General features: G+C 45.2%; 17 protein-coding genes and 1 pseudogene. 6 read left to right on the plus strand and 12 right to left on the minus strand.

Translation table 11 applies throughout. From position 1 onward, the window contains the following. Window positions 1–5: 5 nt before the first annotated feature. The 3 genes from adiY to melR all read right to left on the minus strand — a co-directional run bounded on the left by adiY (window position 6) and on the right by melR (window position 4,466). Window positions 6–767, minus strand: a complete 762-nt coding sequence (adiY, locus tag ACJHX3_RS04270; RefSeq protein WP_001217059.1) for a DNA-binding transcriptional activator AdiY — start codon at window positions 765–767, stop codon at window positions 6–8. 324 nt (window positions 768–1,091) lie between these two features. Continuing rightward, a complete protein-coding gene (gene adiA, locus ACJHX3_RS04275; protein WP_001308282.1) occupies window positions 1,092–3,359 on the minus strand; it encodes an arginine decarboxylase in 2,268 nt (755 codons plus the stop codon). Window positions 3,360–3,557: 198 nt separating this feature from the next. After that, on the minus strand, window positions 3,558–4,466 hold the full coding sequence (gene melR / locus ACJHX3_RS04280) for a transcriptional regulator MelR (RefSeq protein ID WP_001090771.1): 909 nt from the start codon (window positions 4,464–4,466) through the stop codon (window positions 3,558–3,560). Between the two features lie 282 nt (window positions 4,467–4,748). Between melR and melA the strand changes: the two genes are divergently transcribed. Together melA and melB are read left to right on the plus strand one after the other, a co-directional pair. Continuing rightward, window positions 4,749–6,104 (plus strand): alpha-galactosidase, encoded by a 1,356-nt coding sequence (gene melA, locus ACJHX3_RS04285; protein ID WP_024216240.1) that lies wholly within the window; start codon window positions 4,749–4,751, stop codon window positions 6,102–6,104. Between the two features lie 102 nt (window positions 6,105–6,206). Continuing rightward, window positions 6,207–7,628 carry a melibiose:sodium transporter MelB gene (gene melB, locus ACJHX3_RS04290; RefSeq protein ID WP_033560716.1) on the plus strand — a complete coding sequence of 474 codons (1,422 nt, stop codon included), beginning with the start codon at window positions 6,207–6,209 and terminating at the stop codon, window positions 7,626–7,628. A 138-nt stretch (window positions 7,629–7,766) separates the two neighbouring features. Here melB and ACJHX3_RS04295 read toward each other — a convergent pair whose 3' ends face one another. The 5 genes from ACJHX3_RS04295 to ACJHX3_RS04315 form a co-directional block, all read right to left on the minus strand. After that, entirely contained in the window at window positions 7,767–8,396 is a 630-nt protein-coding gene (locus tag ACJHX3_RS04295) for a DUF2238 domain-containing protein (RefSeq protein WP_000198740.1), read from the minus strand. A 122-nt stretch (window positions 8,397–8,518) separates the two neighbouring features. Then, the gene (gene fumB, locus ACJHX3_RS04300; protein WP_000066681.1) at window positions 8,519–10,165 is read right to left on the minus strand and encodes a class I fumarate hydratase; all 1,647 of its coding nucleotides are present in this window, start codon (window positions 10,163–10,165) and stop codon (window positions 8,519–8,521) included. A 77-nt stretch (window positions 10,166–10,242) separates the two neighbouring features. Beyond that, complete coding sequence (dcuB, locus tag ACJHX3_RS04305) at window positions 10,243–11,583, minus strand: anaerobic C4-dicarboxylate transporter DcuB (protein ID WP_000899522.1); 1,341 nt, start codon at window positions 11,581–11,583, stop codon at window positions 10,243–10,245. A 570-nt stretch (window positions 11,584–12,153) separates the two neighbouring features. Beyond that, window positions 12,154–12,873 carry a two-component system response regulator DcuR gene (dcuR, locus tag ACJHX3_RS04310; protein WP_000611288.1) on the minus strand — a complete coding sequence of 240 codons (720 nt, stop codon included), beginning with the start codon at window positions 12,871–12,873 and terminating at the stop codon, window positions 12,154–12,156. Next, complete coding sequence (locus ACJHX3_RS04315) at window positions 12,870–14,501, minus strand: sensor histidine kinase (RefSeq protein ID WP_001216471.1); 1,632 nt, start codon at window positions 14,499–14,501, stop codon at window positions 12,870–12,872. The genes dcuR and ACJHX3_RS04315 overlap by 4 nt, the downstream gene beginning before the upstream one ends. A gap of 180 nt (window positions 14,502–14,681) precedes the next feature. On the opposite strand from ACJHX3_RS04315, the gene yjdI reads away from it, so the two are divergent. Both yjdI and ACJHX3_RS04325 read left to right on the plus strand, forming a co-directional pair. Beyond that, complete coding sequence (gene yjdI, locus ACJHX3_RS04320; RefSeq protein ID WP_000373291.1) at window positions 14,682–14,912, plus strand: 4Fe-4S mono-cluster protein YjdI; 231 nt, start codon at window positions 14,682–14,684, stop codon at window positions 14,910–14,912. Between the two features lie 11 nt (window positions 14,913–14,923). After that, the gene (locus tag ACJHX3_RS04325) at window positions 14,924–15,196 is read left to right on the plus strand and encodes a GNAT family N-acetyltransferase (protein WP_000405647.1); all 273 of its coding nucleotides are present in this window, start codon (window positions 14,924–14,926) and stop codon (window positions 15,194–15,196) included. Between the two features lie 109 nt (window positions 15,197–15,305). On the opposite strand, the gene ACJHX3_RS04330 is transcribed toward ACJHX3_RS04325, so the two are convergent. From ACJHX3_RS04330 to ACJHX3_RS04340, 3 genes are read right to left on the minus strand one after another with little or no spacing between them, the layout of a single operon-like run. Beyond that, window positions 15,306–17,843, minus strand: coding sequence for a fimbria/pilus outer membrane usher protein (locus ACJHX3_RS04330; protein WP_001376257.1), 2,538 nt, complete (start codon window positions 17,841–17,843; stop codon window positions 15,306–15,308). A gap of 32 nt (window positions 17,844–17,875) precedes the next feature. Continuing rightward, a complete protein-coding gene (locus ACJHX3_RS04335) occupies window positions 17,876–18,577 on the minus strand; it encodes a molecular chaperone (protein WP_000875622.1) in 702 nt (233 codons plus the stop codon). Window positions 18,578–18,627: 50 nt separating this feature from the next. Further along, a complete protein-coding gene (locus tag ACJHX3_RS04340) occupies window positions 18,628–19,197 on the minus strand; it encodes an oxidoreductase (protein ID WP_000749169.1) in 570 nt (189 codons plus the stop codon). Window positions 19,198–19,675: 478 nt separating this feature from the next. Between ACJHX3_RS04340 and ACJHX3_RS04345 the strand changes: the two genes are divergently transcribed. Together ACJHX3_RS04345 and ACJHX3_RS04350 are read left to right on the plus strand one after the other, a co-directional pair. Then, on the plus strand, window positions 19,676–23,518 hold the full coding sequence (locus ACJHX3_RS04345; RefSeq protein WP_024046191.1) for a S6 family peptidase: 3,843 nt from the start codon (window positions 19,676–19,678) through the stop codon (window positions 23,516–23,518). 906 nt (window positions 23,519–24,424) lie between these two features. Then, window positions 24,425–25,254 (plus strand): annotated as a pseudogene (locus tag ACJHX3_RS04350) (helix-turn-helix transcriptional regulator). A gap of 142 nt (window positions 25,255–25,396) precedes the next feature. On the opposite strand, the gene ACJHX3_RS04355 reads toward ACJHX3_RS04350, so the two are convergent. Beyond that, a complete protein-coding gene (locus ACJHX3_RS04355; protein WP_024046189.1) occupies window positions 25,397–25,549 on the minus strand; it encodes a hypothetical protein in 153 nt (50 codons plus the stop codon). Between the last annotated feature and the right edge of the window lie 6 nt (window positions 25,550–25,555).

Genomic DNA, 25,555 nt, shown 5'->3' on the forward strand with positions numbered 1-25,555 from the left:
AAAAATCAGGCGACAGTGCGTTCTCTGTGCTGACTAACATAATGCAGCGGCGTCATACCGTAGAAGTCTTTAAAGACAGAAATAAAGTACGACGTACTGTTGTAGCCGCAGGACTGTGAAACCTGAGAGATATTTTTACCGTCCATCATTAATTCATTTACGGCATAACGCATGCGGCAGGTGGTGATTATTTGGCTATAACTGGTGTTTTCGCTTTTCAGCTTTTTCTTTAACAGACTTGGGCTAAGACATAAACAACTGGCTACCATACTAAGATTCCAGTCTTTGTGAATATCGCTTTCAATAATTTGATAAACGCTGTCACTTACACAATTACGTAACATATACATCATTAATGAAAGGAATTTTTTACTGTCGAGAAAACGGGATAGCACAGTGAATAATAATGCACGTGTTCGTTCCTTTTCTGACTCAGTTTCAGCGGGCATCATGCTATGTTGCGCGGCAACGCGAAAGACGTCTGGCGTCAGGCATGGCAGTGTGAGGATGGGCGTAGCGCTACGTTGCCATACTGGTATTTGCGAGAGATCTTTATTCAGAAACCGGAGGTAATCTTTGATGATGTCGTGACTAATATGAGCAACCAAAGTGTTGTTAAGAGAGGAGACGTCGATAATATTATTTTCACAATTTAATAACGCCATATGGTTAGCTTTAAGGCTAATAGGTTCTTTCCCATTCACCCTTATCCAGACATCTTTTTCAGTCAATAAAACAATACAAGGTTGGTCGCTGCAAATCCTCATACATGTACTCCTGAGTGCGAATAAAAGACCAGTTCTCGCTAAAGCAAAGCGATACCGGGAAATGGTTATATAATTGTATGATGAATATAAACATGCATAAAAATAACGAGTTTTACTAATATTACAAATTTTTATAGTAATTTCTCATGTACATATTTTTTTACAGGGTAAATAACAGGCAAAAAAAAGCGCGGGGTGGGGCCGCGCAAAAAGTATGACATTTTTGTTTGCAGCAATTTTTATGAAAACGTTGCCATACTCAAAAGTCCTAAGGCCAGGCGGCGTAATGTTATTTAAACAATTACGCCTTCATCGGAATAGTGGTTACGCTTTCACACACATAACGTGGTAAATACCGTCAATAATTTCAGTCCCTTCAGTTTCGTGTTCAAATCCAGGGAAATGATGGTCCCAGGATTGCAGCGAGCGTAAATAACTTACTTGCGGACTGTTTTTATCGCCGAAGTTTTCACCAGACAGCAGCATCGGGATTCCTGGCGGATACGGGATAACTGAGTTTGCCGCGATGCGTCCTGGCAGGTTTTCAATGGATACCAGTTCGACATTGTTGTCGACAATCGCGTTGTACGCTTCACGCGGGGTGATTTCCGCCACCGGCAGGCCGGAATAGGCTTCGTTCAACCGTGCGCCAGGGTTGTTTTCTTTCAGCCAGGCAAACATGGTGTCACCCAGATCGTGAATCCCCATGTTCGCGTAAGTGTCAGGATATTGTTCAACAAGTTCCGGCATCACCTGCGCCAGCGGTGTGTTGGCGTCATAGTGGCGTTTGAAGGAGCAAAGGGTGTTAACCAGAGTCCCCCATTTCCCACGGGTTACGCCCATAGAGAACAGGAACATAATTTGGAAGTCAGTGGTGCGGGTAGGCACAATGCCGTGGCGACCAAGCCAGGCAGTGACCAGCGCCGCCGGAACACCGGTTTCTTCCAGTTCACCATCTTCACCCATTCCCGGAGCAAGGATGCTGACTTTAATCGGGTCGAGCATACTCCAGTTATCCGGAATATCTTTGAAGCCGTGCCAGCTTTCGCCAGGATGCATGACCCAGCAGTCCTGAACGGTGGTCAGCAGTTTGGTTGGTGCGTCAGCAAAGTCATAGGTTTTGCCGGTTTGTGGGTCGGTGACGACTTCTTTGTTCCACGGTTTGAAGAACCAGCTACCGTCAGCGGTGAACTCTTTATACAGCCGCGCCATCGCCTGACGGAAATCAACCGCTTCGTCGATCACTTCCTGGGTCAGTGACAGGCCGCTGTTGCCGTCCATCATCGACACCGCCACGTCGTTGGATGCGCAGATGGCATACAGCGGGGAGGTGGTGGCATGCATCATGTAGGCCTGGTTGAAGCGGGAGAAGTTAATCGCCCCACGACCTTCACGTACATGAATATAAGAGGCCTGTGACAGTGCATTCAGCAGTTTGTGGGTGGAGTGGGTGGCGAAAACGGTAGGACCGTTGTGATCGCCAGGTTCGCCGCGCATGGCATAGTGATCGGCATAGATCGGGTTGAAACGTGCATAGCCGTACCAGGCTTCGTCAAAGTGCAGACGATCGGAGGTTTTTTCCAGCAGATCCTGCGCTTCTTTAGCGTTATAACACACGCCGTCATAGGTGCAGTTGGTCACCACGCAGTAAGACGGTTTTTGCCCGGCTTTGTCTTTAGTCAGCGGGCTTTCACTGATTTTCTTCTGCAAGGTTTCAGGTTGCATTTCCTGCGGATAGATTGGCCCGATAATGCCGTAGCGGTTGCGGCTTGGCACCATGTAGACCGGTTTCGCGCCTGTCAGCATCAAGCCTTGTTCGATGGATTTATGGCAGTTACGGTCAACGACCACGACATCGTTATCGGTCATGCAAGCCTGCATGATGGTGCGGTTAGAGCCGGAAGTACCGACGACTACCGACCAGGAGCGATCGGCACCAAATACGCGTGCAGCATATTTTTCGCTTTCGCCAAATGCGCCAGTATGGTCAAGCAAAGAACCGAGGGAAGTGCGTTCGATGCCCATGTCGGTGCGGAACAGATTTTCACCATAGTAGTCATGGTAGAAACGTCCGGCGGGTGTTTTGGTAAAACCAACGCCGCCCTGGTGGCCTGGCGCTGCCCAGGAATATTCATGGATGTCGCTATATTTCATCAGCGCGCTGAACAGTGGCGGCAACAGTTGCTGGCGGTAGCGGGTCATCGCGGCAACGGCGCGTCCGGCGATAAAGTCGGCGGTATCTTCCAGAATCCAGGCGAATTCATCGACAAGCTCCAGCAGATCCCGGTCCATTGCGGCGAGGGCTTTTTCCCGATCGCCCAACAGGAAGACCGGCACGTTTTGTTGGCGCTCATGAAGCTTACCGATCAATTGTCTGACGTTTTGATGTTCGTCCGGATGTTCCATTTGATAGCTGAACATCAGGCAGTCAATGGCTTCGTTTGAAGAGAGAATGGCAAAACCATCATCAAAGGAGGTGGATTTAATCACGGTAACATTTTGCTGGCTTAAAGCATCTGCCAGACGCTCAACGGCGTTACCGACCCAGGTGTCTTGATGGAGAAACTCGCTTTCAACAATTAATACTTTCATCATTGCTTACCCGGTTATGAAGGAATCTTCGTTGCGGGCAAGTATCTTCCGGCCTTTTCGGGCTGTAAAGCGCGTGAAAAACAAACATTTTTGGAATATTTGTTTTTATAAACAATATGTTATGTGATTATTTTAAATTATTTTCACTGCTTATTATCGACGGCTAAACTATTTTTTTGGCTGATACTGATATCGTCTTTAGCCGGGAAACGTCTGGCGGCGCTGTTGGCTAAGTTTGCGGTATTGTTGCGGCGACATGCCGACATATTTGCCGAACGTGCTGTAAAAACGACTACTTGAACGAAAGCCTGCCGTCAGGGCAATATCGAGAATACTTTTATCGGTATCGCTCAGTAACGCGCGAACGTGGTTGATGCGCATCGCGGTAATGTACTGTTTCATCGTCAATTGCATGACCCGCTGGAATATCCCCATTGCATAGTTGGCGTTAAGTTTGACGTGCTCAGCCACATCGTTGATGGTCAGCGCCTGATCATAGTTTTCGGCAATAAAGCCCAGCATCTGGCTGACATAAAATTGCGCATGGCGCGAGACGCTGTTTTTGTGTGTGCGCGAGGTTTTATTGACCAGAATCGGTTCCCAGCCAGAGAGGCTAAATCGCTTGAGCATCAGGCCAATTTCATCAATGGCGAGCTGGCGAATTTGCTCGTTCGGACTGTTCAATTCCTGCTGCCAGCGGCGCACTTCAAACGGGCTAAGTTGCTGTGTCGCCAGTGATTTGATCACCATACCGTGAGTGACGTGGTTAATCAGGTCTTTATCCAGCGGCCAGGAGAGAAACAGATGCATCGGCAGATTAAAAATCGCCATGCTCTGACAGGTTCCGGTATCTGTTAGTTGGTGCGGTGTACAGGCCCAGAACAGCGTGATATGTCCCTGATTGATACTCACTTTTTCATTGTTGATCAGGTATTCCACATCGCCATCGAAAGGCACATTCACTTCGACCTGACCATGCCAGTGGCTGGTGGGCATGATATGCGGTGCGCGAAACTCAATCTCCATCCGCTGGTATTCCGAATACAGCGACAGTGGGCTGCGGGTCTGTTTTTCGTCGCTGCTGCACATAAACGTATCTGTATTCATGGATGGCTCTCTTTCCTGGAATATCAGAATTATGGCAGGAGTGAGGGAGGATGACTGCGAGTGGGAGCACGGTTTTCACCCTCTTCCCACAGCGGCGAGGGGAGCGTCCGAGCATCATGAGGCCGAAAACTCTGCTTTTCAGGTAATTTATTCCCATAAACTCAGATTTACTGCTGCTTCACGCAGGATCTGAGTTTATGGGAATGCTCAACCTGGAAGCCGGAGGTTTTCTGCAGATTCGCCTGCCATGATGAAGTTATTCAAGCAAGCCAGGAGATCTGCATGATGTCTGCACCCAAAATTACATTTATCGGCGCTGGTTCGACGATTTTCGTTAAAAATATTCTTGGTGATGTGTTCCATCGCGAGGCGCTGAAAACGGCGCATATTGCCCTGATGGACATTGATCCCACTCGCCTGGAAGAGTCGCATATTGTGGTGCGCAAGCTGATGGATTCAGCAGGGGCCAGCGGCAAAATCACCTGCCACACCCAACAGAAAGAAGCCTTACAGGATGCCGATTTTGTCGTGGTGGCATTTCAGATTGGCGGTTATGAACCTTGCACGGTGACTGATTTCGAGGTCTGTAAGCGCCACGGTCTGGAACAAACCATTGCCGATACGCTGGGGCCGGGCGGTATTATGCGCGCGCTACGTACCATTCCGCACCTGTGGCAAATTTGCGAGGACATGACGGAAGTCTGCCCCGATGCCACTATGCTCAACTACGTTAACCCAATGGCGATGAATACCTGGGCGATGTATGCCCGCTATCCGCATATCAAACAGGTCGGGCTGTGCCATTCGGTGCAGGGAACGGCGGAAGAGCTGGCGCGTGACCTCAATATCGACCCGGCTACGTTGCGTTACCGTTGCGCAGGTATCAACCATATGGCGTTTTACCTGGAGCTGGAGCGCAAAATCGCCGACGGCAGTTACGTGAATCTCTACCCGGAACTGCTGGCGGCTTATGACGCAGGGCAGGCACCGAAGCCGAATATTCACGGCAATACTCGCTGCCAGAATATTGTGCGCTACGAAATGTTCAAAAAGCTGGGCTACTTCGTCACAGAATCGTCAGAACATTTTGCTGAGTACACACCGTGGTTTATTAAGCCAGGTCGTGAGGATTTGATTGAGCGTTATAAAGTACCGCTGGATGAGTACCCGAAACGCTGCGTCGAGCAGCTGGCGAACTGGCATAAAGAGCTGGAGGAGTATAAGAACGCCTCCCGGATTGATATTAAACCGTCACGGGAATATGCCAGCACAATCATGAACGCTATCTGGACTGGCGAGCCGAGTGTGATTTACGGCAACGTCCGTAACGATGGATTGATTGATAACCTGCCACAAGGATGTTGTGTGGAAGTGGCCTGTCTGGTTGATGCTAATGGCATTCAGCCGACCAAAGTCGGTACGCTACCTTCGCATCTGGCCGCTCTGATGCAAACCAACATCAACGTACAGACGCTGCTGACTGAAGCCATTCTTACGGAAAATCGCGACCGTGTTTACCACGCCGCGATGATGGACCCGCATACTGCCGCCGTGCTGGGCATTGACGAAATATATGCTCTTGTTGACGACCTGATTGCCGCCCACGGCGACTGGCTACCAGGCTGGTTGCACCGTTAAAACGCGACTAAACGCTACTGCGCCGGGGGATTTATTCCGGCGCACACCTCTGACGATACCAATAACAGAAGGCGGGCGTTGGTAACAGCGACCCGATACCCTATGAGCATTTCAATGACTACAAAACTCAGTTATGGATTTGGAGCGTTCGGGAAGGATTTTGCGATCGGCATTGTGTATATGTACCTCATGTATTACTACACCGATGTCGTCGGGCTGTCTGTGGGTTTGGTCGGTACTTTGTTTCTGGTGGCGAGGATCTGGGATGCTATTAACGATCCGATTATGGGATGGATTGTAAATGCTACGCGATCGCGATGGGGTAAGTTCAAACCCTGGATCCTGATCGGTACGTTGGCAAACTCTGTAATCTTATTTCTCCTCTTTAGTGCGCATCTGTTTGAAGGTACTACTCAGATTGTCTTTGTTTGCGTGACCTACATCCTCTGGGGCATGACTTACACCATTATGGATATTCCCTTCTGGTCGCTGGTTCCAACCATAACGCTCGATAAACGTGAGCGCGAACAACTGGTTCCTTATCCGCGTTTTTTTGCCAGTCTGGCGGGCTTTGTTACGGCAGGTGTGACGCTACCATTTGTTAATTATGTCGGCGGTGGCGATCGGGGATTTGGCTTTCAGATGTTCACTCTGGTACTGATCGCCTTTTTTATTGTTTCAACCATCATCACTCTGCGCAATGTGCATGAAGTCTTTTCGTCAGACAATCAACCGTCTGCTGAAGGAAGCCATCTGACACTTGAAGCCATCGTTGCGCTTATTTATAAAAACGATCAGCTTTCATGCCTCTTGGGTATGGCTCTTGCTTATAATGTAGCCAGCAATATTATTACCGGCTTTGCTATCTATTATTTCTCATATGTTATCGGTGATGCGGATTTGTTCCCCTATTATCTGTCGTATGCGGGAGCTGCTAATCTGGTGACGTTAGTATTCTTCCCACGCTTAGTTAAATCATTATCCCGACGCATTTTATGGGCCGGAGCATCTATTCTTCCGGTGTTAAGCTGTGGTGTTCTCCTGTTAATGGCATTAATGAGCTATCACAACGTCGTCCTCATTGTGATTGCGGGTATCTTGCTGAATGTGGGAACGGCGCTTTTCTGGGTATTACAGGTCATCATGGTGGCAGATACCGTTGATTACGGTGAATATAAACTGCACGTACGCTGTGAAAGCATCGCTTACTCCGTGCAGACTATGGTGGTGAAGGGCGGTTCAGCCTTTGCGGCTTTTTTCATTGCGGTTGTGTTAGGGATGATTGGCTATGTACCGAATGTTGAACAGTCTACGCAAGCCCTATTAGGTATGCAGTTTATTATGATTGCTCTACCGACTCTGTTTTTCATGGTAACGCTGATTCTCTACTTCCGTTTCTATCGCCTCAATGGTGACACGCTGCGCAGGATCCAGATCCATCTGCTGGATAAATATCGCAAAGTACCGCCCGAGCCTGTTCATGCTGATATTCCGGTCGGTGCAGTGAGTGATGTGAAAGCCTGACGTGGACAATAGCTAACGAAAATGGCCTGATGCGATATGTTTATCAGGCCACGTCTTAATGTAATGCTTTGGATTTGCAAATTTTGTAGACCGGATAAGGAATTCACGCCGCATCCGGCATCAACAAAGCGCACGTTGTTATCCGGTTATCAAGCCAAAGCGCCGTAGCTGGCGGCAATGAAAGCGAGCGAGGAATATCACCGTCGTTAATGCGCCAAGCAGCGCGCAGAACATATCGGATTGCGTGTCCCACTGGTCGCCCTGGGTGCCGAGAAAATCATCCGCTCCCTGGCCCATTGCCAGCGCCGCCCACCACTCGATTAATTCATACATCGCGCTTATCGCCAGCGCCACGCAGCAGACCAGAAACGCCACCATTTTACGTCCGCGAACGTACATCCCGCGCACAAGGATCTCTCGTGCCACCAGTGCAGGCACCAGCCCCTGGAAAAAATGCCCCAGCTTGTCATACGGATTACGGCTCAACCCCAGCCATTCCTGCACCTCAAAACCAACGGGGACTTTCGCGTAGGTGTATTGCCCGCCGACCATCAGGATGATGGCGTGAAAGAAAATGAGCGTATAGAGCAGCGGCGTTAACGGATAACGTTTAGCGGTGGCAAGCAGTAGCGGCACGACAATAATCACCGGTGTCACTTCCATCAGCCAGGTGAGTTTGTCATGGGCCGAAATGCCGGTATAAATCAGGATTAATGTTAGCGCCAGTGCGCCGGTGTTAAGAATTAACGGCTTGAGTGTGCGGGTCATGGTGAGTTCGCAAGTCAGGGAAAATACTGACTATTCACCAGCAAGCGTGAAATTACAATCGCAAAAGAGGTGGCCCAGGGGGATCACCTGGCAGCATGCTGCCAGGCGCTGGGCCGAAGAGGTTACTTAGTGCAGTTCGCGCACTGTTTGTTGACGATTTGCTGGAAGAAGTCGTTGCCTTTGTCATCGACCAGGATAAACGCCGGGAAATCTTCTACTTCGATTTTCCAGATAGCTTCCATACCCAGCTCCGGATAAGCGACGCATTCCAGATGCTTGATGCTCTGCTGCGCCAGTACCGCCGCCGGACCGCCGATACTACCGAGGTAGAAGCCGCCGTGTTTATGACACGCGTCGGTAACCTGCTGACTGCGGTTACCTTTCGCCAGCATGATCATGCTGCCGCCGTGGGATTGCAGCAGATCCACGTAGGAGTCCATACGACCTGCGGTGGTTGGGCCAAGTGAACCTGATGGATAACCGGCAGGCGTTTTCGCCGGACCCGCGTAGTAGATCGGGTGATCTTTGATGTACTGCGGCAGTTCTTTACCGGCGTCAATCAGCTCTTTCAGCTTGGCGTGTGCAATATCTCGACCCACAATAATGGTGCCGGTGAGCGACAAACGAGTGGAAACCGGATATTGCGAAAGCTGGGCGAGGATCTCTTTCATCGGGCGGTTAAGGTCGACCTTCACCGCTTCGCCTTCACCGGCCTGACGCAGTTCTTGTGGAATGTACTGTCCTGGATTGTGTTCCAGTTTTTCGATCCAGATACCTTCGCGGTTGATTTTCGCTTTAATGTTACGGTCAGCGGAGCAGGAGACGCCCATGCCTACCGGGCAGGATGCGCCGTGACGTGGCAGACGGATAACGCGAATGTCGTGTGCGAAGTATTTACCGCCAAACTGCGCGCCAAGACCGAGTTTCTGGGCCTCTTCCAGCAGTTCCTGTTCCAGCTGGACATCGCGGAACGCCTGACCATGTTCATTCCCTTCCGTCGGCAGTTCATCATAATAGTGAGCGCTTGCTAACTTGACGGTTTTCAGGTTGGTTTCCGCAGACGTACCGCCAATCACAAACGCGATATGGTACGGCGGGCAGGCTGCCGTACCGAGGGTACGCATTTTCTCAACGAGGAAGTTTTTCAGTTTGCCGGGAGTCAGCAGGGCTTTGGTTTCCTGGTAGAGATACGTTTTGTTGGCAGAGCCGCCGCCTTTCGCAACGCAAAGGAATTTGTACTCATCGCCATCTACCGCGTACAGGTCGATTTGCGCAGGCAGGTTAGTGCCGGTGTTGACCTCTTTGTACATGTCCAGCGCCGCATTCTGTGAATAGCGCAGGTTATCTTCGATATAGGTGTTATAGACGCCTTTCGACAGCGCTTCTTCATCACCGCCGCCGGTCCACACGCGCTGGCCTTTTTTACCGACGATGATCGCGGTGCCGGTATCCTGGCAGGTCGGCAGCACGCCTTTGGCGGCGATTTCGGAGTTTCTTAAGAATTGCAGCGCCACGTACTTGTCGTTTTCGCTGGCTTCTGGATCGTGAAGAATAGCCGCAACCTGTTTCTGGTGTGCCGGGCGGAGCATGAAAGAAGCGTCGTGAAAGGCTTGCTGCGCCAGCAGGGTCAGGGCTTCTGGTTCCACTTTCAGGATGGTTTCACCGTCGAAGTCGGCAACGCTAACGTAATCGGAAGTGAGTAGATAGTATTCGGTATTGTCTTTCCCCATCGGGAAAGGTGCCTGGTAGATAAAGGGTTTGTTTGACATAGCTTCCAGCCTGTAACTCTGTATTTGTTATTCGAAAATGGCGTGCCGCGTAGTCACGGGCGGCACGCAAAGTGCATTTATAAGAACCCGTACATCGCGGCGAAGATCCAGCCGAAGACGCACGATACGCTCACACCAATCAACCCCGGCAGAATAAAGCTGTGGTTGATGACGAAGCGACCGATGTGGGTGGTGCCGGAACGGTCAAACTGAATCGCTGCCAGATCGCTCGGATAAGTCGGCAGGATGTAATAACCGTAGCAAGCCGGTGCTGAAGCCACGATGTATGCCGGATCAACGCCGATCGCCAGCGCGACCGGAACAATCGCCGCCAGCGCCGCAGCCTGAGAGTTTACAAACTTGGAAACCAGCAGCAGAACAATGGCATAGGCCCACGGATACTCTTTCACCATTTCACCCAGTACGCCCTGAATTTCAGACATATGCGCACCGAACATGGTTTCTGCCATCCATGCGATACCGTACACCGCCACGATGGCGATCATACCGGAACGGAAGACTTCGTTTTTTGAGATAGACGCGGGATTGGTTTTGGTCAGGATAATAATCAGCGCCCCGGTCAGCAGCATAAACATCTGAATAACCAGTACCATCGACAGCGGTTTGCCACCGAAGGATGGACGCAGGTCCGAATCAGCACCAAGAAGGGCGACTACAGCGATTGCCCCGAGGAAGATCCACATTGCCAGCCAGTTGCTTTTCGGCAGTTTTTTATCCAGCAGCGTCGCGGTATCACCGTAAACATACTCACGGTTTTCCGGTACGGAGATGAATTTCTGGAACTCTTCGTCTTTATCCAGATCTTTACCGCGGAACCAGCTGAAGATACCGATCGCCAGGATACCGATTAACGTCGATGGAATGGTGATTGCCAGCAGGTCGAGGAACTCAAGATGGCGACCATCAAAGGTGACATTACCCAGCATCGCAACCAGAGATACGACCGCAACCGACACCGGACTGGCGATAATCCCCATCTGTGCACCGATAGAACTTGCCGCCATTGGACGTTCCGGACGGATGTTGTTCTTAATAGCAACGTCGTAGATGATCGGCAGAATGGTGTAAACCACATGACCCGTACCGCAAAGAATGGTCAGCGTACAGGTCACAAACGGCGCGACAATTGAGACATATTTCGGGTTACGGCGCAGCAGCTTCTCGGCAATTTGCAGCATGACATCAAGACCGCCCGAAGCTTGCAAGGTCGCCGATGCCGCCACCACCGCAATGATAACCAGCATGACATCAACCGGTGGTTTACCTGGCTGAAGGTGGAAGACGAAGACCAGAATGACCAGACCGATACCGCCTAATAAACCCAGCGCGATACCACCCTTTCTGGCACCATAAAACAGACATATCAGTATTATGATAAGTTGGATAGTAAATAACATGTGTGAACCCTCGCGATAATCCTATTTAAATTTTTGCTGAATAGATCACAGTCACGTTCTGTTTTGTATGAACTGTTTTCAGAGCCTGACTAAATATCCGTTTGGTCGTTACCGGCTTGAGCAAATACCTCACAGTGAATATTGGCTGATTAAAGCAGCGGCAAATTTATGCACTGTGATAAGCGGCTTTTTCAGAGAGAAAAACTCTCTGTCGATGGGTTTATAGTTTGTACTGCGCAGATGTTAATGTTTTGTTTGCTTCTATCTTATTGATATTTATTGGTCTATTTTTTGTTCTCAGGGCAGATGTCATTAGGTTTATAGATTAATCTGATCTACCCATTTGTGGGTAAAAATACACATAATGCGGGTGACATAATAGTTAATTAACTTTTGTTAGCGTTTTGAAATTAAAAACACCGTTCATCTGAAGAGATATTAATTTTTAACGATGATGGAGGGATAATTATATTTGATCTGGCACAAGTTTTACTGATGAACAATGTAACTTGTGCCAGGAATATTTTGCATTACAGTAATAATTATTACTTACAGATAACCAGCGATCCGTTATTGGCAATATTGTTTCAGCAGTGAGTAGTGTTCTGCCTGAATACGGTAACGGTAAACCGGACGCCCCGTAACGCCATAATGGATACTGGTGAACAAGATGTGGCAGTTGACCAGCCAGATGAGGTATTTACGGCAGGAAACACGCGAGATGTTAACCTCGTTGGCCAGCTCGTCGGTTGAAAACTCATAGTCCTGATGCGCGTCAATCCACTGGCACAGCGTGCGTAACGTCTGCGGCGTTAAGCCTTTTGGCAAGCGACGAGGATCCTGTTCGTTGGAGCTGCTGCCGTGGATTAGCTGATCAAGCTCGGCCTGGTCATAATACTGATGTTTTTCCAGCGCCATTTTCTTTTGCCGCCAGCCGGTGAGCGCCTCTTCAAAGCGGGAAGCCTGGAAGGGTTTGATCAGGTAATCCACGACACCGTAATGCAGCGAATCTTTAATGGTTGCCGCATCGGCTGCGGAGGAGATGACAATCACATCACTTTTGCAACGTGCGTTATGCAGGACAGGCAGTAAATCGAGCCCGTTCTCTTTTTGCATATAGATATCGAGCAATATCAGGTCGATAGGCGTATCGCTATTGAAGATAATCTCTTTGGCTTTCTCCAGCGTCGAGGCTGTTCCACAGCATTGAAAGCCTGGGATTTGTGCTACGTATCGGCGATTCAGCTCCGCGACCATTGCGTCGTCATCGATAATTAATACATTGATCATCTGTTCGACCTCTCCCCGTCCCAGGGTATCTGGACAAAAAATTGTGTGAAAATCCCGGGTTCCGATTCCACGGCGATGCTGCCGCCGAGATTTTCTACCTGTTGTTTGACAAGTGCTAAACCGACGCCTCGCTCGCTTCCTTTTGTCGAGACACCTTTGTCAAAAATGTGATCGATTTTGTCGGGTGCGATCCCCGGTCCATCATCGTTAACTTCACAGTGCAGCCAGCCGTGACGGTAGTGCAATGTTACGCTAATTTCGCCTCCGGGTTCCGGCCCTAATGCTTCCAACGCGTTTTCTATCAGATTTCCCAATGTGGTAATCAGCGTCGCGACCTGGTCCTCACTGCCGCTGTCTGGCAGTTGGCTTTCACTGTTTAAAATCAGCGTATGGCCTAAATCGGTCGCGCGGTTAATCTTGCTGATTAAAAAACCAGCGATAACCGGAGATTTGATCTTACCCAGCAGAGAGCCAATCTCTTCCTGATAGTTATTGGCTGTTTTGAGAATGTAATCTTCCAACTGCTTATAACTCTTCAGATGCAATAATCCGAGAATCACGTGCAATTTATTCATAAATTCGTGGGATCGTTCACGAAGTGCGTCAGCATAGTTGACCAGACCGTCGAGTCGCTGCATCAGTTTACGTACTTCAGTTTTGTCTCTGAAGGTTGAAATGGCACCGATGATAACGCCATTACTGCGCACCGGAACGGTGTTGATCAGTAATAGCCGGTCTTTAATCGTAATCTCTTCGTCGCGGCGCGGGGTACCGTCGCGTAACACTTCCGAGACATCTACCACCTGTGACCACGCGTGGCTTAGCGTCGACAGTTTCTCATCGTCCTGCGACTTACGGTAATTCAGCAATTCTTGTGCGGCATCGTTGATCAGCGTGACTTCGCCGCGATCGTCCACGGCAACGACGCCTTCTTTGATAGACTGCAACATGGCCTGGCGCTGCTCAAACAGCGTGGAGATTTCGTAGGGTTCCAGGCCAAAAAGAATTTTTTTCAGTACTTTAACCAGAATGCAGGTGCCAATCAGTCCGACCAGCATGCCAAATAATACCGACCAGATAATGCTCCAGCGACTGTCATTGATCTGTTGGGTCACGCGACTTAACTCAAGGCCGATCGCCACCACGCCAATTTGTTTATGATTTTCATCGTAGATGGGGGTAAATACGCGTAAAGCCTGCGCCAGAAAACCACGATTGATAGCGACATTTTCTTCGCCATTCAGCGCTTTAAGGATGTCATCGCCTTTAAATGGCTGACCAATACGCTGGGCTTCAGGATGCGAATAGCGAAGACTTTGCATATCGGTAACGACAATAAATAGCAGATCGTTGCGTTTGCGCACAGCTTCCGCGATGGCCTGGATGCCGCTCTCCTGCGGTTTTTTCTGCAAGCCCTGACGGATTTCCGGCGAGTCGGCGAGGGTACGCGCCACCGCCAGTGCCTTGTTGGCTAGCCCGTCTCGCGTCATATCACTGATTTGCGAGAAGTAAATCAGATGCACCACCAATAGCACCGAGAACAGTACCGCGCTGACCATTAAGATCACTGTGGTACTCAATTTCATCGGACGTTTGCGTAACATGCGGTAGGGCAATGAATGTCTCATCAGCTTCCTTGTGTGACAAATTTCTTAAGCATTATCTCTGATGAGGCGGGTAATTCAAAGGGAGTAAGAATGATTGGCTATATAGGGGAAGAGATTCTGGCAACGGAAACTGCCAGTGCTGTATGAAGATTCCGGGGCTATGCTTATAGCGATAATCATACTGATGAGAGAGGAAAGGTCATGGATCGGGCGCTACTGGACGGGGGTTATCGCTGTTATACCGGCGAAAAGATCGATGTCTATTTCAACACTGCGATATGTCAGCATTCTGGCAATTGCGTACGTGGCAACGGCAAGTTATTTAATCTCAAACGAAAGCCGTGGATCATGCCGGATGAAGTCGACGTTGCCACTGTGGTTAAAGTGATTGATACGTGCCCGAGCGGCGCGCTGAAATACCGTCATAAATAAGCGAGGGTAAAATGGAAATACGCGAAGGCCACAATAAATTTTACATTAATGACGAACAGGGCAAGCAAATCGCTGAAATTGTCTTTGTGCCGACCGGAGAGAATTTAGCGATTATCGAACATACCGATGTCGATGAAAGCCTGAAAGGGCAGGGGATTGGTAAACAGCTGGTTGCGAAAGTCGTGGAAAAAATGCGTCGGGAAAAACGAAAAATTATCCCACTATGCCCATTTGCGAAACACGAATTTGATAAAACGCGGGAGTATGATGATATTCGCAGTTGAAAAGAAGATTTGTATCTGTCGTAAGCAATACAAATCTGTAACGATGTTGTTAATATGTAGTATGAAAATAACCCCGCACATGCGGGGTTATTAATCTAAGAACTACAGACTATTGGCACTGTAAAGTTAATTCATTGAATTTTGCTGTTTTATTTTGCAATTTGTAATTTACTTTACACTTTTGAGAAGGCTCCTCCCCCCATTGTACGATAAGTGTATCCTCTTCAGGTAACCCTGACATATACACCTGTCCTTGATCAGCAACAATACTACTGTTAATGCTGTTTTCAGAATCTAATGTCACCACACTACCAAATGGTACGGGCTCACCATTCTTCTGTATCAAGGTAATGATTGCCTTATTACCGACATTGACTTTAAACGGGGCGGAAACTAAAGCTCCTCGAGCAGGGATTACAGTAACATCTGTATTTAGCAGCTCGACATTATCCTTCACACTATTTACATCAAGCGAAATTTGATTTCGGTTATAGGGATTTAAATATGGGACAACGGCATATCCACGCGAGTCCGTATAAATACCTGAACCGTTCAATACTCTTACGCTGGCGGCATCACGAGCCTGAACCAGAGCACTGGCACTGTCCAGGCTTAATGGCTGGGATAAGGTTAATCCATGTGGATGCAACGTAACACCACCGCTAATTCCGTATGTCCATTGGCGGGACTCTTTTTGCCAGGCATAACCGCCGTTCATTTGTGCATAAGGTCCACGATAGTTAAGGTTAATGTTACCTGACTCTCCTCTGTTTTGATTCTGCCAGCCTTGCGCCACGGCATAGTTAAACTCACCATCCTGTGAGGAGCCGTTTAATCCAACCTGCTGTTGCACCTGACCATTATTCGTAATGGTATTCGTGGTTAAGAACAGGTTATTTCCATTCAGCAATGAGTTGAGCGGTACAGACACAGATAAAAACAGCGATTTATCAGCCTCGTGGTAATACGGGCTTTTATTATACCCGAGCGATAGCATTGCCGAGATATAGCGGAATGGCAGCGAGTAACTCGCAGATAAGTTATATCCATCAGCGGTATCCCAGTACTGATCTTTACTTGCTGAGAGGTAGAGTTGTCCCCAATCCTGAAGATCTTGACTTATCGTTGTTGATATACGCGAACGTTGATGATAACTGTTTATATTTTTCTCATCAACGAATCCACTCTGAATTTGTTGTAACTCATCAAAATCGTAGTAACCGCGTGTGGCATAACGATAGCCGGTAATATTCAATGTCGTATTCGTCTCACCAAAACCACGCGAATACATAAAACGGTAAGACTGTCCTTGCTGTTTTCCGAAAGACTTATAATTCTGCGAAAATTGTGAGCGAGCATGAGTGACATCCAGGGAGAACGCTCCAAAAAAATCTGAGTATTTACCCAGGCCAAGCAGAACTGCTGCATAGTTGTCTGCTTTGATACCACCACCATAAAATGTATATTCATCAGGTAATCCGATTGCTGCTGAAGATTGAACAAATTGAGGCTCAGACACACTATTATTCAAAGTAGAACTTGAGCGATATTTCCCAAATGCCAGGTTATAGCGTAAGCGCCCCTGACGTTGCAGAATCGGTAAAACGGCCGTCGCCTGAGTAAAATGGCGAATAGTACCATCTGCCTCACGGATTTCCACCTCCAGGTCACCGGTGAATATTTGGTTAAAATCACGTAATTCAAACGGTCCAGGAGGGACGTTCTTTTGATAAATGACAACACCGTTTTGCTTGACGGATACCTGTGCTTGAGAATAAGCAATGCCACGGACAACAGGGCTATATTGGCTGAGTTCTGGGGCAATCATGCCATCATCAGATGAAAACTGTGCTCCTTCAAAAGGAAAACTGTCAAATATCGCACCATCCGTTGAGGTTTGCCCTACAGTAAATTGCCCTCCCTGCAGGAAAGAATAATCATGCTGTAGATAAACACTAACGGGTTGCCAGTGGCTCTCTTTATTATATGAGTTTGTTGACCAGTTACCGTTATGGCGAAGGCGCCATCCACCAAGGTTCAGAGAACTGTCCAGAGATAAAAACTGACTACGGCTACCGTAGCCATTATTATTTTGCTTAATTCCGTTAAATAGATAGTTAACCATTAGCGCTGGCACACCTTCATCCCAGAGATGGGGCGGAGTACTTAACCAATCCTGAGGTTTGAGGTAGCTTTGTGGTATATTCAATATTAGCTTTTGGTTGTTCGTGTCAAAATTTTCGGAGGCCCCCTCAATAAGCTGAAGAATATTTTGTTGGGTTGTAGTATTATTTGATGTGGAGAGCTTACCGGTATCAACGCCCCAGCGATCCAGCTGTTGAGGTGTCAGTCTGGCGTTCAGCTTATTGTCCTGCGCGAAAAAATCTATCTTAATCTGACGGTCAACTAATTCCCCATTCATAACTACATCAACATTATATTCCCCTGGAGCTGCACCGCTTGCGCTTGCAAAATAATTGAGATCGATATTTTTGGCATTATCACCATCAGATAATTGCAAAAAATCGGGGTTAAATGAGAACCTATGACTATTGTCAGGTGAGGGAGATACGGCAGCGCAACTGAATACCGGACATATGATGGTGATCCTTAACAATAATAAGGATTTTTCTAATGAACCTTTCAAACTGTCCCCCGATAAAGATGACTAAATGAATATTAAAGCTTAATGTTTTGAGTCGGAGTTTTCCCGCCATAATCATTGATCGTAGAATAGCTAATTGTTTTAGCGTTTTTTTCCGGAATGATTAATGTTGAAAATGGCGAAACCATAAAATCCTTGATAGATGTAATGCTTTTTTCATTAATTTTCACATCATTCATGGTAATGTAATATGGTGTTGGGTTTTTAACATGAACTTGATTTTCTGATTTCGAAAATATCAAAGCTTTATAAGCATCATCGACTTTCTTAGGTACATTCAAATTATGTGGTCGATAGATAAGTTTAATACGATTGTTTATTGCAAACTGTAATCCCGAATCTCTTTTTTCTTGTGTGTCATTATTATAATTAGAGGGTATAGCTAAAACATTAATTCTAAATACAGACTCTCTATCTTCTGGTAGATGAACATTAATTTTATTTATGCGTAATTGAAAACTTTCTGTTGGGTCAATTCGATATAAAGGAGGTGTGATTATAAAGTTTTTAACTTTTTCGTCATTATTATAAGCTGAAACCCATGATCTTAAAAGCCATGTTTTTTCTTCAGAATTATTATTTATTTTCAAGGATGCGTTAGCTTCTTTTGAATCAAAGACTACGCGAGTTGCCGCCAGATTTATCCCATTTGATTGGCTAAATGAAAAGTTTGAAAATAATAATGAAATTAAAATTATTAGTTTTTTGTACTTCATAGTAGTCTCTCCAACGGCATGGCTATAAGTATAGCCATGCCGAATGTTATTTATGCATAAGTAGCAGTAAACACGTAGTTAACGTTATAAGTGCCATAACTAATAGCATTAGCATTAGTTCCAACCTTATAAGTACTTACGGTTACAGGAATAGAATAGCTCTCATTGTTCACAGCAATATTTTGAAAATTTGTATCATCTTTATTTACTTTTATATATCTTTCAGCCCCATCTTTTGCTAAGCCAACTACTAAACCATATTGTCCTTGCTCGCTGCCATTTACAACTGGGAATGTAATATAGCCATTGCCACTTACTGTGTTTGCAGTGGTTACTTTAATAGTAACGGACTGATCATTACATCCTGAAAAGGTAATATTTCCTGCATTTTGAGAACCAATAACGCTGTTCTGAGCTTTCGCTGAAAAATCTGCTTTTGAAAAAGTAGGCAGTGTGACAGAGGTTGGGAAAGATACAGTACATGCTGATTCAGCAGTTGCGCCGGTGACAGCTAAAGTACCGGTGCCAATTTGAGTACCTGGTGCAGGTGTCGCTGCAATAGCGGAAACAGAACCAGTCGCTATTAATGAAATGGCGATAGCTAATAAGCTTTTTTTCATTATCATTACCTCAATTTAAAATCAGATAAGAAATTTACAGATGAATGAATTATAAATAGCAAACAGCAAATTTATTCCTCATTTTGCATAAGGCACATAGGAGAAACACTTATGTTTGCTATAGACGCAGTTTAATTGATTTTTTGTTTTGAGCAATACTGGTCTAATTGAGTTGAATTTTAACTAACTTTTCTTGCGGCACCTAAAATAAAAAGAAAAGGTAAAAAAATGATTGTCAAAGTGTTTTCTTTAATAATTATTTTTTATTTGTCGCGTTTTGTTAGTGATAATGCTATCGATTTTTTATGTTTAATTATCACCTTACATTCATTGCCTGTCTTTTTAAAGTACAATTCTCTGCTAAGAATACGATGTTTTAAATTTATGGTAATATAAGATATAAAAATAACTCAGGTATAGCGAATGCAAATTAATTTGGTTAAATATTTTGTTTTAATCTGTTTCCGTGAGTCTGAAAATGAATAAGGTTTACTCATTAAAGAAAAATACTAAGGAACAAGTTGTTGCCGTAGCTGAGATCTTTAGTAGATCTAAGAAGGGATGTGAGGGGAAAGTAATACCTTGTATTTCTAACAATATCGTATGGTTAATAGGAACTATAGTTTCATTTCCAATATACGCCTCCGTTGTTGGGACCTCACTTCCCTACCAAACGTATCGTGATTTCGCAGAAAATAAAGGGGTTTTCCAGGCTGGCGCAGAAAATGTTCCTCTATACGATAAAAATGGCAATCCCGTCACGACGCTGAATAAAGCACCCATGATTGACTTCAGCTCTAATGACTCGACTGGGGTTGCAACATTGGTTTCGCCACAATATGTCGTCAGCGTTAAGCACAATGGTGGTTATCAATATGTGAAATTTGGCTATGCAGATGATTCCTCCTATGCCCTTGTTGACAGAAATAACCACTGGAGAGATTTCCACACTCCCCGTCTCAACAAAATTGTCACCGAGGTTACACCGCTGGATATAACCAATGCGGGTACAGCTAAGGGAACCTATCAAAATGCTGACCGTTTCCCTGTGTTCTATCGAGTAGGTACGGGAACTCAATATGTAAAAGATACTAACGGAAAAATTACCTATTTAATGGGGGCCTACTCGTATAAAACAGGTGGAATAGTAAATACGCCGGCTATATCTGACTGGAGTTTTGTCACGAATACCACTAACACTCCACTCTCAACCTACGGTACTCCCGGTGACAGCGGCTCTCCTCTTTTTGCCTGGGATGCAGACCAAAATAAATGGGTTTTGTTAGCAGTTCTCAATTCATATGCAGGAGTCAATGGCAATACTAACTGGTACACAATAATTCCTGCCGGTGATGTAAAAAATACGATGAAACAAGATGCCGATGCACCGGTAAATACAAAACAAGGTGAAGGGGATATTCATTGGTCATATGACGAAAAAACGGGGCTTGGTTCATTAACCCAGGGAAGCACATCATGGGCAATGCATGGTAATTTGGGAGCAACATGGCCTGCTTCGCTTAATAGTGGTAAAGATCTAACTTTTCAGGGCGGCGGTACTGTAGTGTTAGAAAATACCGTTAATCAGGGGGCTGGCACACTTACTTTTAATGATGATTATATTGTCAAGCCCGTTGATACTCAGACATGGAAAGGCGGCGGAATTATTGTTAATGGTGAGCATCTTGTCGACTGGCAGATTAATGGGGTTACTGGTGATAGTTTGCATAAACTGGGTACGGGCACGTTAAAAATTAACGGTACCGGTGTAAACCCAGGAAGCTTAAGTGTGGGAGACGGAACCGTTATATTGGCACAGCGTGCTGATGATAACGGACTGAGCCAGGCGTTCAGTTCTGTCAGTATTGTAAGTGGGCGTCCTACTCTGGTGCTAAACGACGACAAACAAATTAATCCGGATAATATCAAATGGGGCTATCATGGCGGCAAGCTCGACATTAATGGAAACAGTTTGACTTTTCATAAACTTAACGGGGCTGATGATGGAGCTATACTGACTAACAGTGGCTCCATGGCTAATGTTAATCTGGATTTCAACAGCCCAGATACAACAGCCACGATTGCTAATATTTGGCACGGTCATTTCACCGGTAATCTAAATATCAATAATGAGGTTACAGCAGGAACACAGAATGATTTCGTTATTGATGGTGGAGTGAATACTCAGGGGAGTATAACCCAGCAAAATGGTCGGCTATTTATGCAAGGACATCCGGTTGTTCACGCCGTCAGCAGCCAGGACGTAGCAAATAAGTTAAAGGCGCTGGGTGACAATTCAGTACTGACCCAGCCAGTGTCATTTACTCAGAACGATTGGGAAAATCGACAGTTCAGTATGGCGGAGCTTAACTTACAAAATGCTGAATTTAACCTTGCGAGAAACGCCAGCCTTAATACCAGAATTAATGCAGATCATTCTACCGTGACATTAGGTAGTGAGGATCTTTACATTGATCTCAATGACGGGAATGGCGTGGCAACCAAACCAACATTAGGTAAGTCTAAGGCAACCGCTGAAGATGATCAGAGTCGTTTCAATGGACATGTACAGTTGAAACAAGGATCGACACTAACTATTAATGAACATTTTGTCGGTGGTATTGATAGTACAGATAGTGCGACGACGATAACCTCTACAGATACCACACTTAATCAGCTCAGCCGTTTCACCCAATCTTCTTTGTCATTAGGTGAAGGGGCAAAATTGACCGCTACAGCCGGATTACTTTCTGACGGGACGGTAAGCAGTAATGCCGGGGCGAGCCTTTCCTTGCTATCAGACCAGCCTGGAACGATGTATTCCGCCCAAAGCTGGGAGCTTAGCGGGCAAGACATGAGCTTAAATGTTGGCGCGGGTGGGATCATCACTGGAGATATCAATGCCAATGATGCGGCCAGCATTATCTTTGGCACGACTGATATTAACCAATCCACAAATTACTATGGAAATATCAACGCGCCGTTGGCAAGTGTAACAATGAAGGACACTGCCTGGCAGGCAAACAAGCAGTCGGTGGTTAAGTCGCTCACTTTGAATGGTTCAACACTGAGCTTTAATCGTTTCGGGCAGGGGGGGCTGACGTCAGATACGCTGGAGGCCACTAACAGCTCATTCATTATCAATGCCGATGGTAAAGCAGCAGATACAGTGACGGTAAATCAGGCATTGACAGGGGGGAATAACACACTGGTTGTTATTCCTACGACAAATTCAGTAAAACAGGGCGGTGACCCTGTGTCATTGATTACTGCCCCGAAAAATACACAAAGCAATATATTTACACTTAACCCGGTTTCAATAAATGCAGGGTTCCATAGTTTCACACCGCAACTTGATGTGTTGGAGACCGACGTTAATAAGCAATGGCGTCTGGAGGGATTTTACATACAGCCTGATAAAGCCGCTTTGCGGACAGGCAAGAGTTTTATGGATCTCGGTTATAAAAACTTTATTACAGAAATTAATAATCTGAATGATCGTATGGGGGACTTACGCCATACCCATGGTGAAACTGGGGCATGGGCTAGACTTAACAGTGGTTCGGGCTCAGCTACTGATGGATTTACCGGAAGTTATACGCACTTGCAAATTGGGGCAGACAGGAAACATATAATTGAAGGCGGAGAGTTATTTACTGGAGTAACGGCGACATTTACAAGCAGTAATAACCGGGGAACTGGTTGGTCAGGAAGAACCAAATCAACGGGTATTGGTGTGTACGCTTCAGCTATGTTTGACTCTGGACTCTATGTAGATACTATCGGGAAATATGTGCGTCATGACAATCATTACTCATCAAGTGCGTTAGGAATGCCAGAACAAGATTATGGCTCGCACTCCTGGTATTTGGGCGCTGAGGCCGGTTGGCGTTTTTCCTTACCTGACGAAACATATATACAGCCGCAAACAGAGTTGATCTACGGTACTGTATCTGAGAATCAGTTTGCCTGGCAATTCAATGGGGGGGAGATCTATATGCAACGTAAGCAGATGCAACCATTGATTGGTCGCACAGGAATTGAATTTGGCAAAACATTCCGCGGCAAAGACTGGGAAATGACAGCACTGACTGGGATTAATTATCAGTACGATTTATTTAAGCCTACTGTGACAGCGTTCAAGGATCTGGCAGGTGATACATATATTAATAATGGTAAAGATAGCAGAGTGGTATTCAATGTCGGGGTAAATACTAAAATTAAAGAAAACACTAGGATAAGTCTGAATGTGGAGCGTTCTGAGTTCGGTTCATACAATATTGATAAGTTAATAAATGCTAATATTCGTTATACATTCTGAGCAGGAGAGTAGATAAAAAAGAAAACCTGGACATATTGTTCAGGTTTTCTTATTGATTTATTGTTATAGCTAGTCAAATATGCTTATCTATTGGATATTCTGGAGTGTAAAATTTTATCTTATGCTGCTATTTTTTAGAGTGGCTTTATTCTTTACTTTAGCTTATAGTTGGATTCAGTTCAGGTTTCTAATATTTTATATGTGCTATGACCGTTGCTCTAATAATGGTTACAAAAGATTTTTATTTAAAAAATGGTCTCTTATATTTTTCAAGTCAGGATGAAGAGTATAAATGTTTTGAGTTCAGTGGTCGTGCCTCTGTATATGAGGCCGTTCAGCAATATAATCATGTTTATATAATTTGCGATAATAGTAATTATTTTTTATACAGTCTTCTTTTTTCAGGGGGACCTGTTAAATGCATATGTGCTGATAATATAACTATCCACTATGGGAATCGGTTATCAATTGATTATACGCATCCACCAGAACAAATTCTTCGAACTCTTAATAATACTGAACGAGAGATTCTTTACCTCTATTTCATTAAGCGGAGAAAAATAAAAGAAATTTCAAAGATTACATGTTTAAGTGTAAGTAAGATTTATTATAGAATAAGAATGATAAAAATTAAATTTGGTGCTGAAACGACACGGAAGCTTCCAATTCTTTTTAGATGTTATCTATAACATCAACTGATTTTATTTTCATTTTTTTCATGACGTAACTATTATCAGAGTCAATTAATTTTATCATCATAGTGACTAACTATTTATAGTCTATGAAATTAGTTGATATGTCGATGCGAAACTTTTTACCGGGAAGTATTCATCTTTGCGTTATTTCCGAGTTTACAGAGTGGATATCCCATGAAACTATATTGTTACAAAGCATGGGGGTGACTGTATGAATAGTCAAAATGCTTTAAGTAATATGAGGCTTGCTGTTAGAGGAGAGATATCCTGTCACTCTACATTGGTTCTTAAAAAGATTAGATTCTACAATTGAGCTATTATTTATCTTCGCAATGCCCAACTACTGGTTAAAACAATAGATGGGGGGTTATTAATATTCCTCCTGAATCAATATGTTATATTGAAAAAAATACAGTCATTGATGTTACACTTAACGTGTTAGGTAAAGGCATGCCTTATGATATTTTCCACATAGACAACAATATATTAAGCTGTATCTGCAAAGTCATGGAACCATTGTTACTGAATCCACATAAAGTTGGTTCTATGCGAAGTAGAATTTTTAATTGCACGGCGGATAAGACAGATACAGAAATATTTAAAATAATAACAGAGGCGAATGTCCCACATCATAGACTAATTTATAATATTACTTATTTGTTATCTAAAGTTGATGATATTGAATCTTTGGTTTGCTCATTATCTGTTTCAACAGACTCTACTTTCACAGAAAAATTAAAGTCAATAATAGAATCTGATCTGTCAAAATCATGGCGATTAGTTGATCTGGCAAATGTTTTACATATGTCTGAAGTCTCAATTCGGAAAAAACTTGAAAAAGAAAATAATAATTTTAATAATTTGATTCTGGATATTAGAATGCAACATGCAGCAAGATTGATAACGACGACTGAAAAACATATTAATAGTATATCTGATGAGGTTGGATATGTTAGCGCATCATATTTTATCCGTAACTTTAAAAGTTATTTTGGTATAACGCCAAAACAGTTTTCATTGAAAGTGAAAAGGAAATCATAATATATATTACATATATAATATAGGCAGAAGCAGTTCTTACTGATTTTTAATCGTTTTCCGGTGAGGTGAATATGATATGCATTTTTAATAGGACTCGTCCAGGACGAGTTCCTTTTCTATATATTCAGAATAATGTTATTTTTTAACCAAAAATGATGCTGTTGCGCAGGGAATAGCCAGGAGATATTCCATAGTCCTGAACGTTCATTCCCCAGAACGAGAAGTTGAACATGCCTCCATAGCGAATAGTGTTCCGGACTCGAATCGTTGAACGATATCCTGCAATTTGGAGCATGAGGTG

This window comes from Escherichia sp. WS1265 (assembly GCF_046487585.1).
Taxonomy (GTDB): domain Bacteria; phylum Pseudomonadota; class Gammaproteobacteria; order Enterobacterales; family Enterobacteriaceae; genus Escherichia; species Escherichia coli.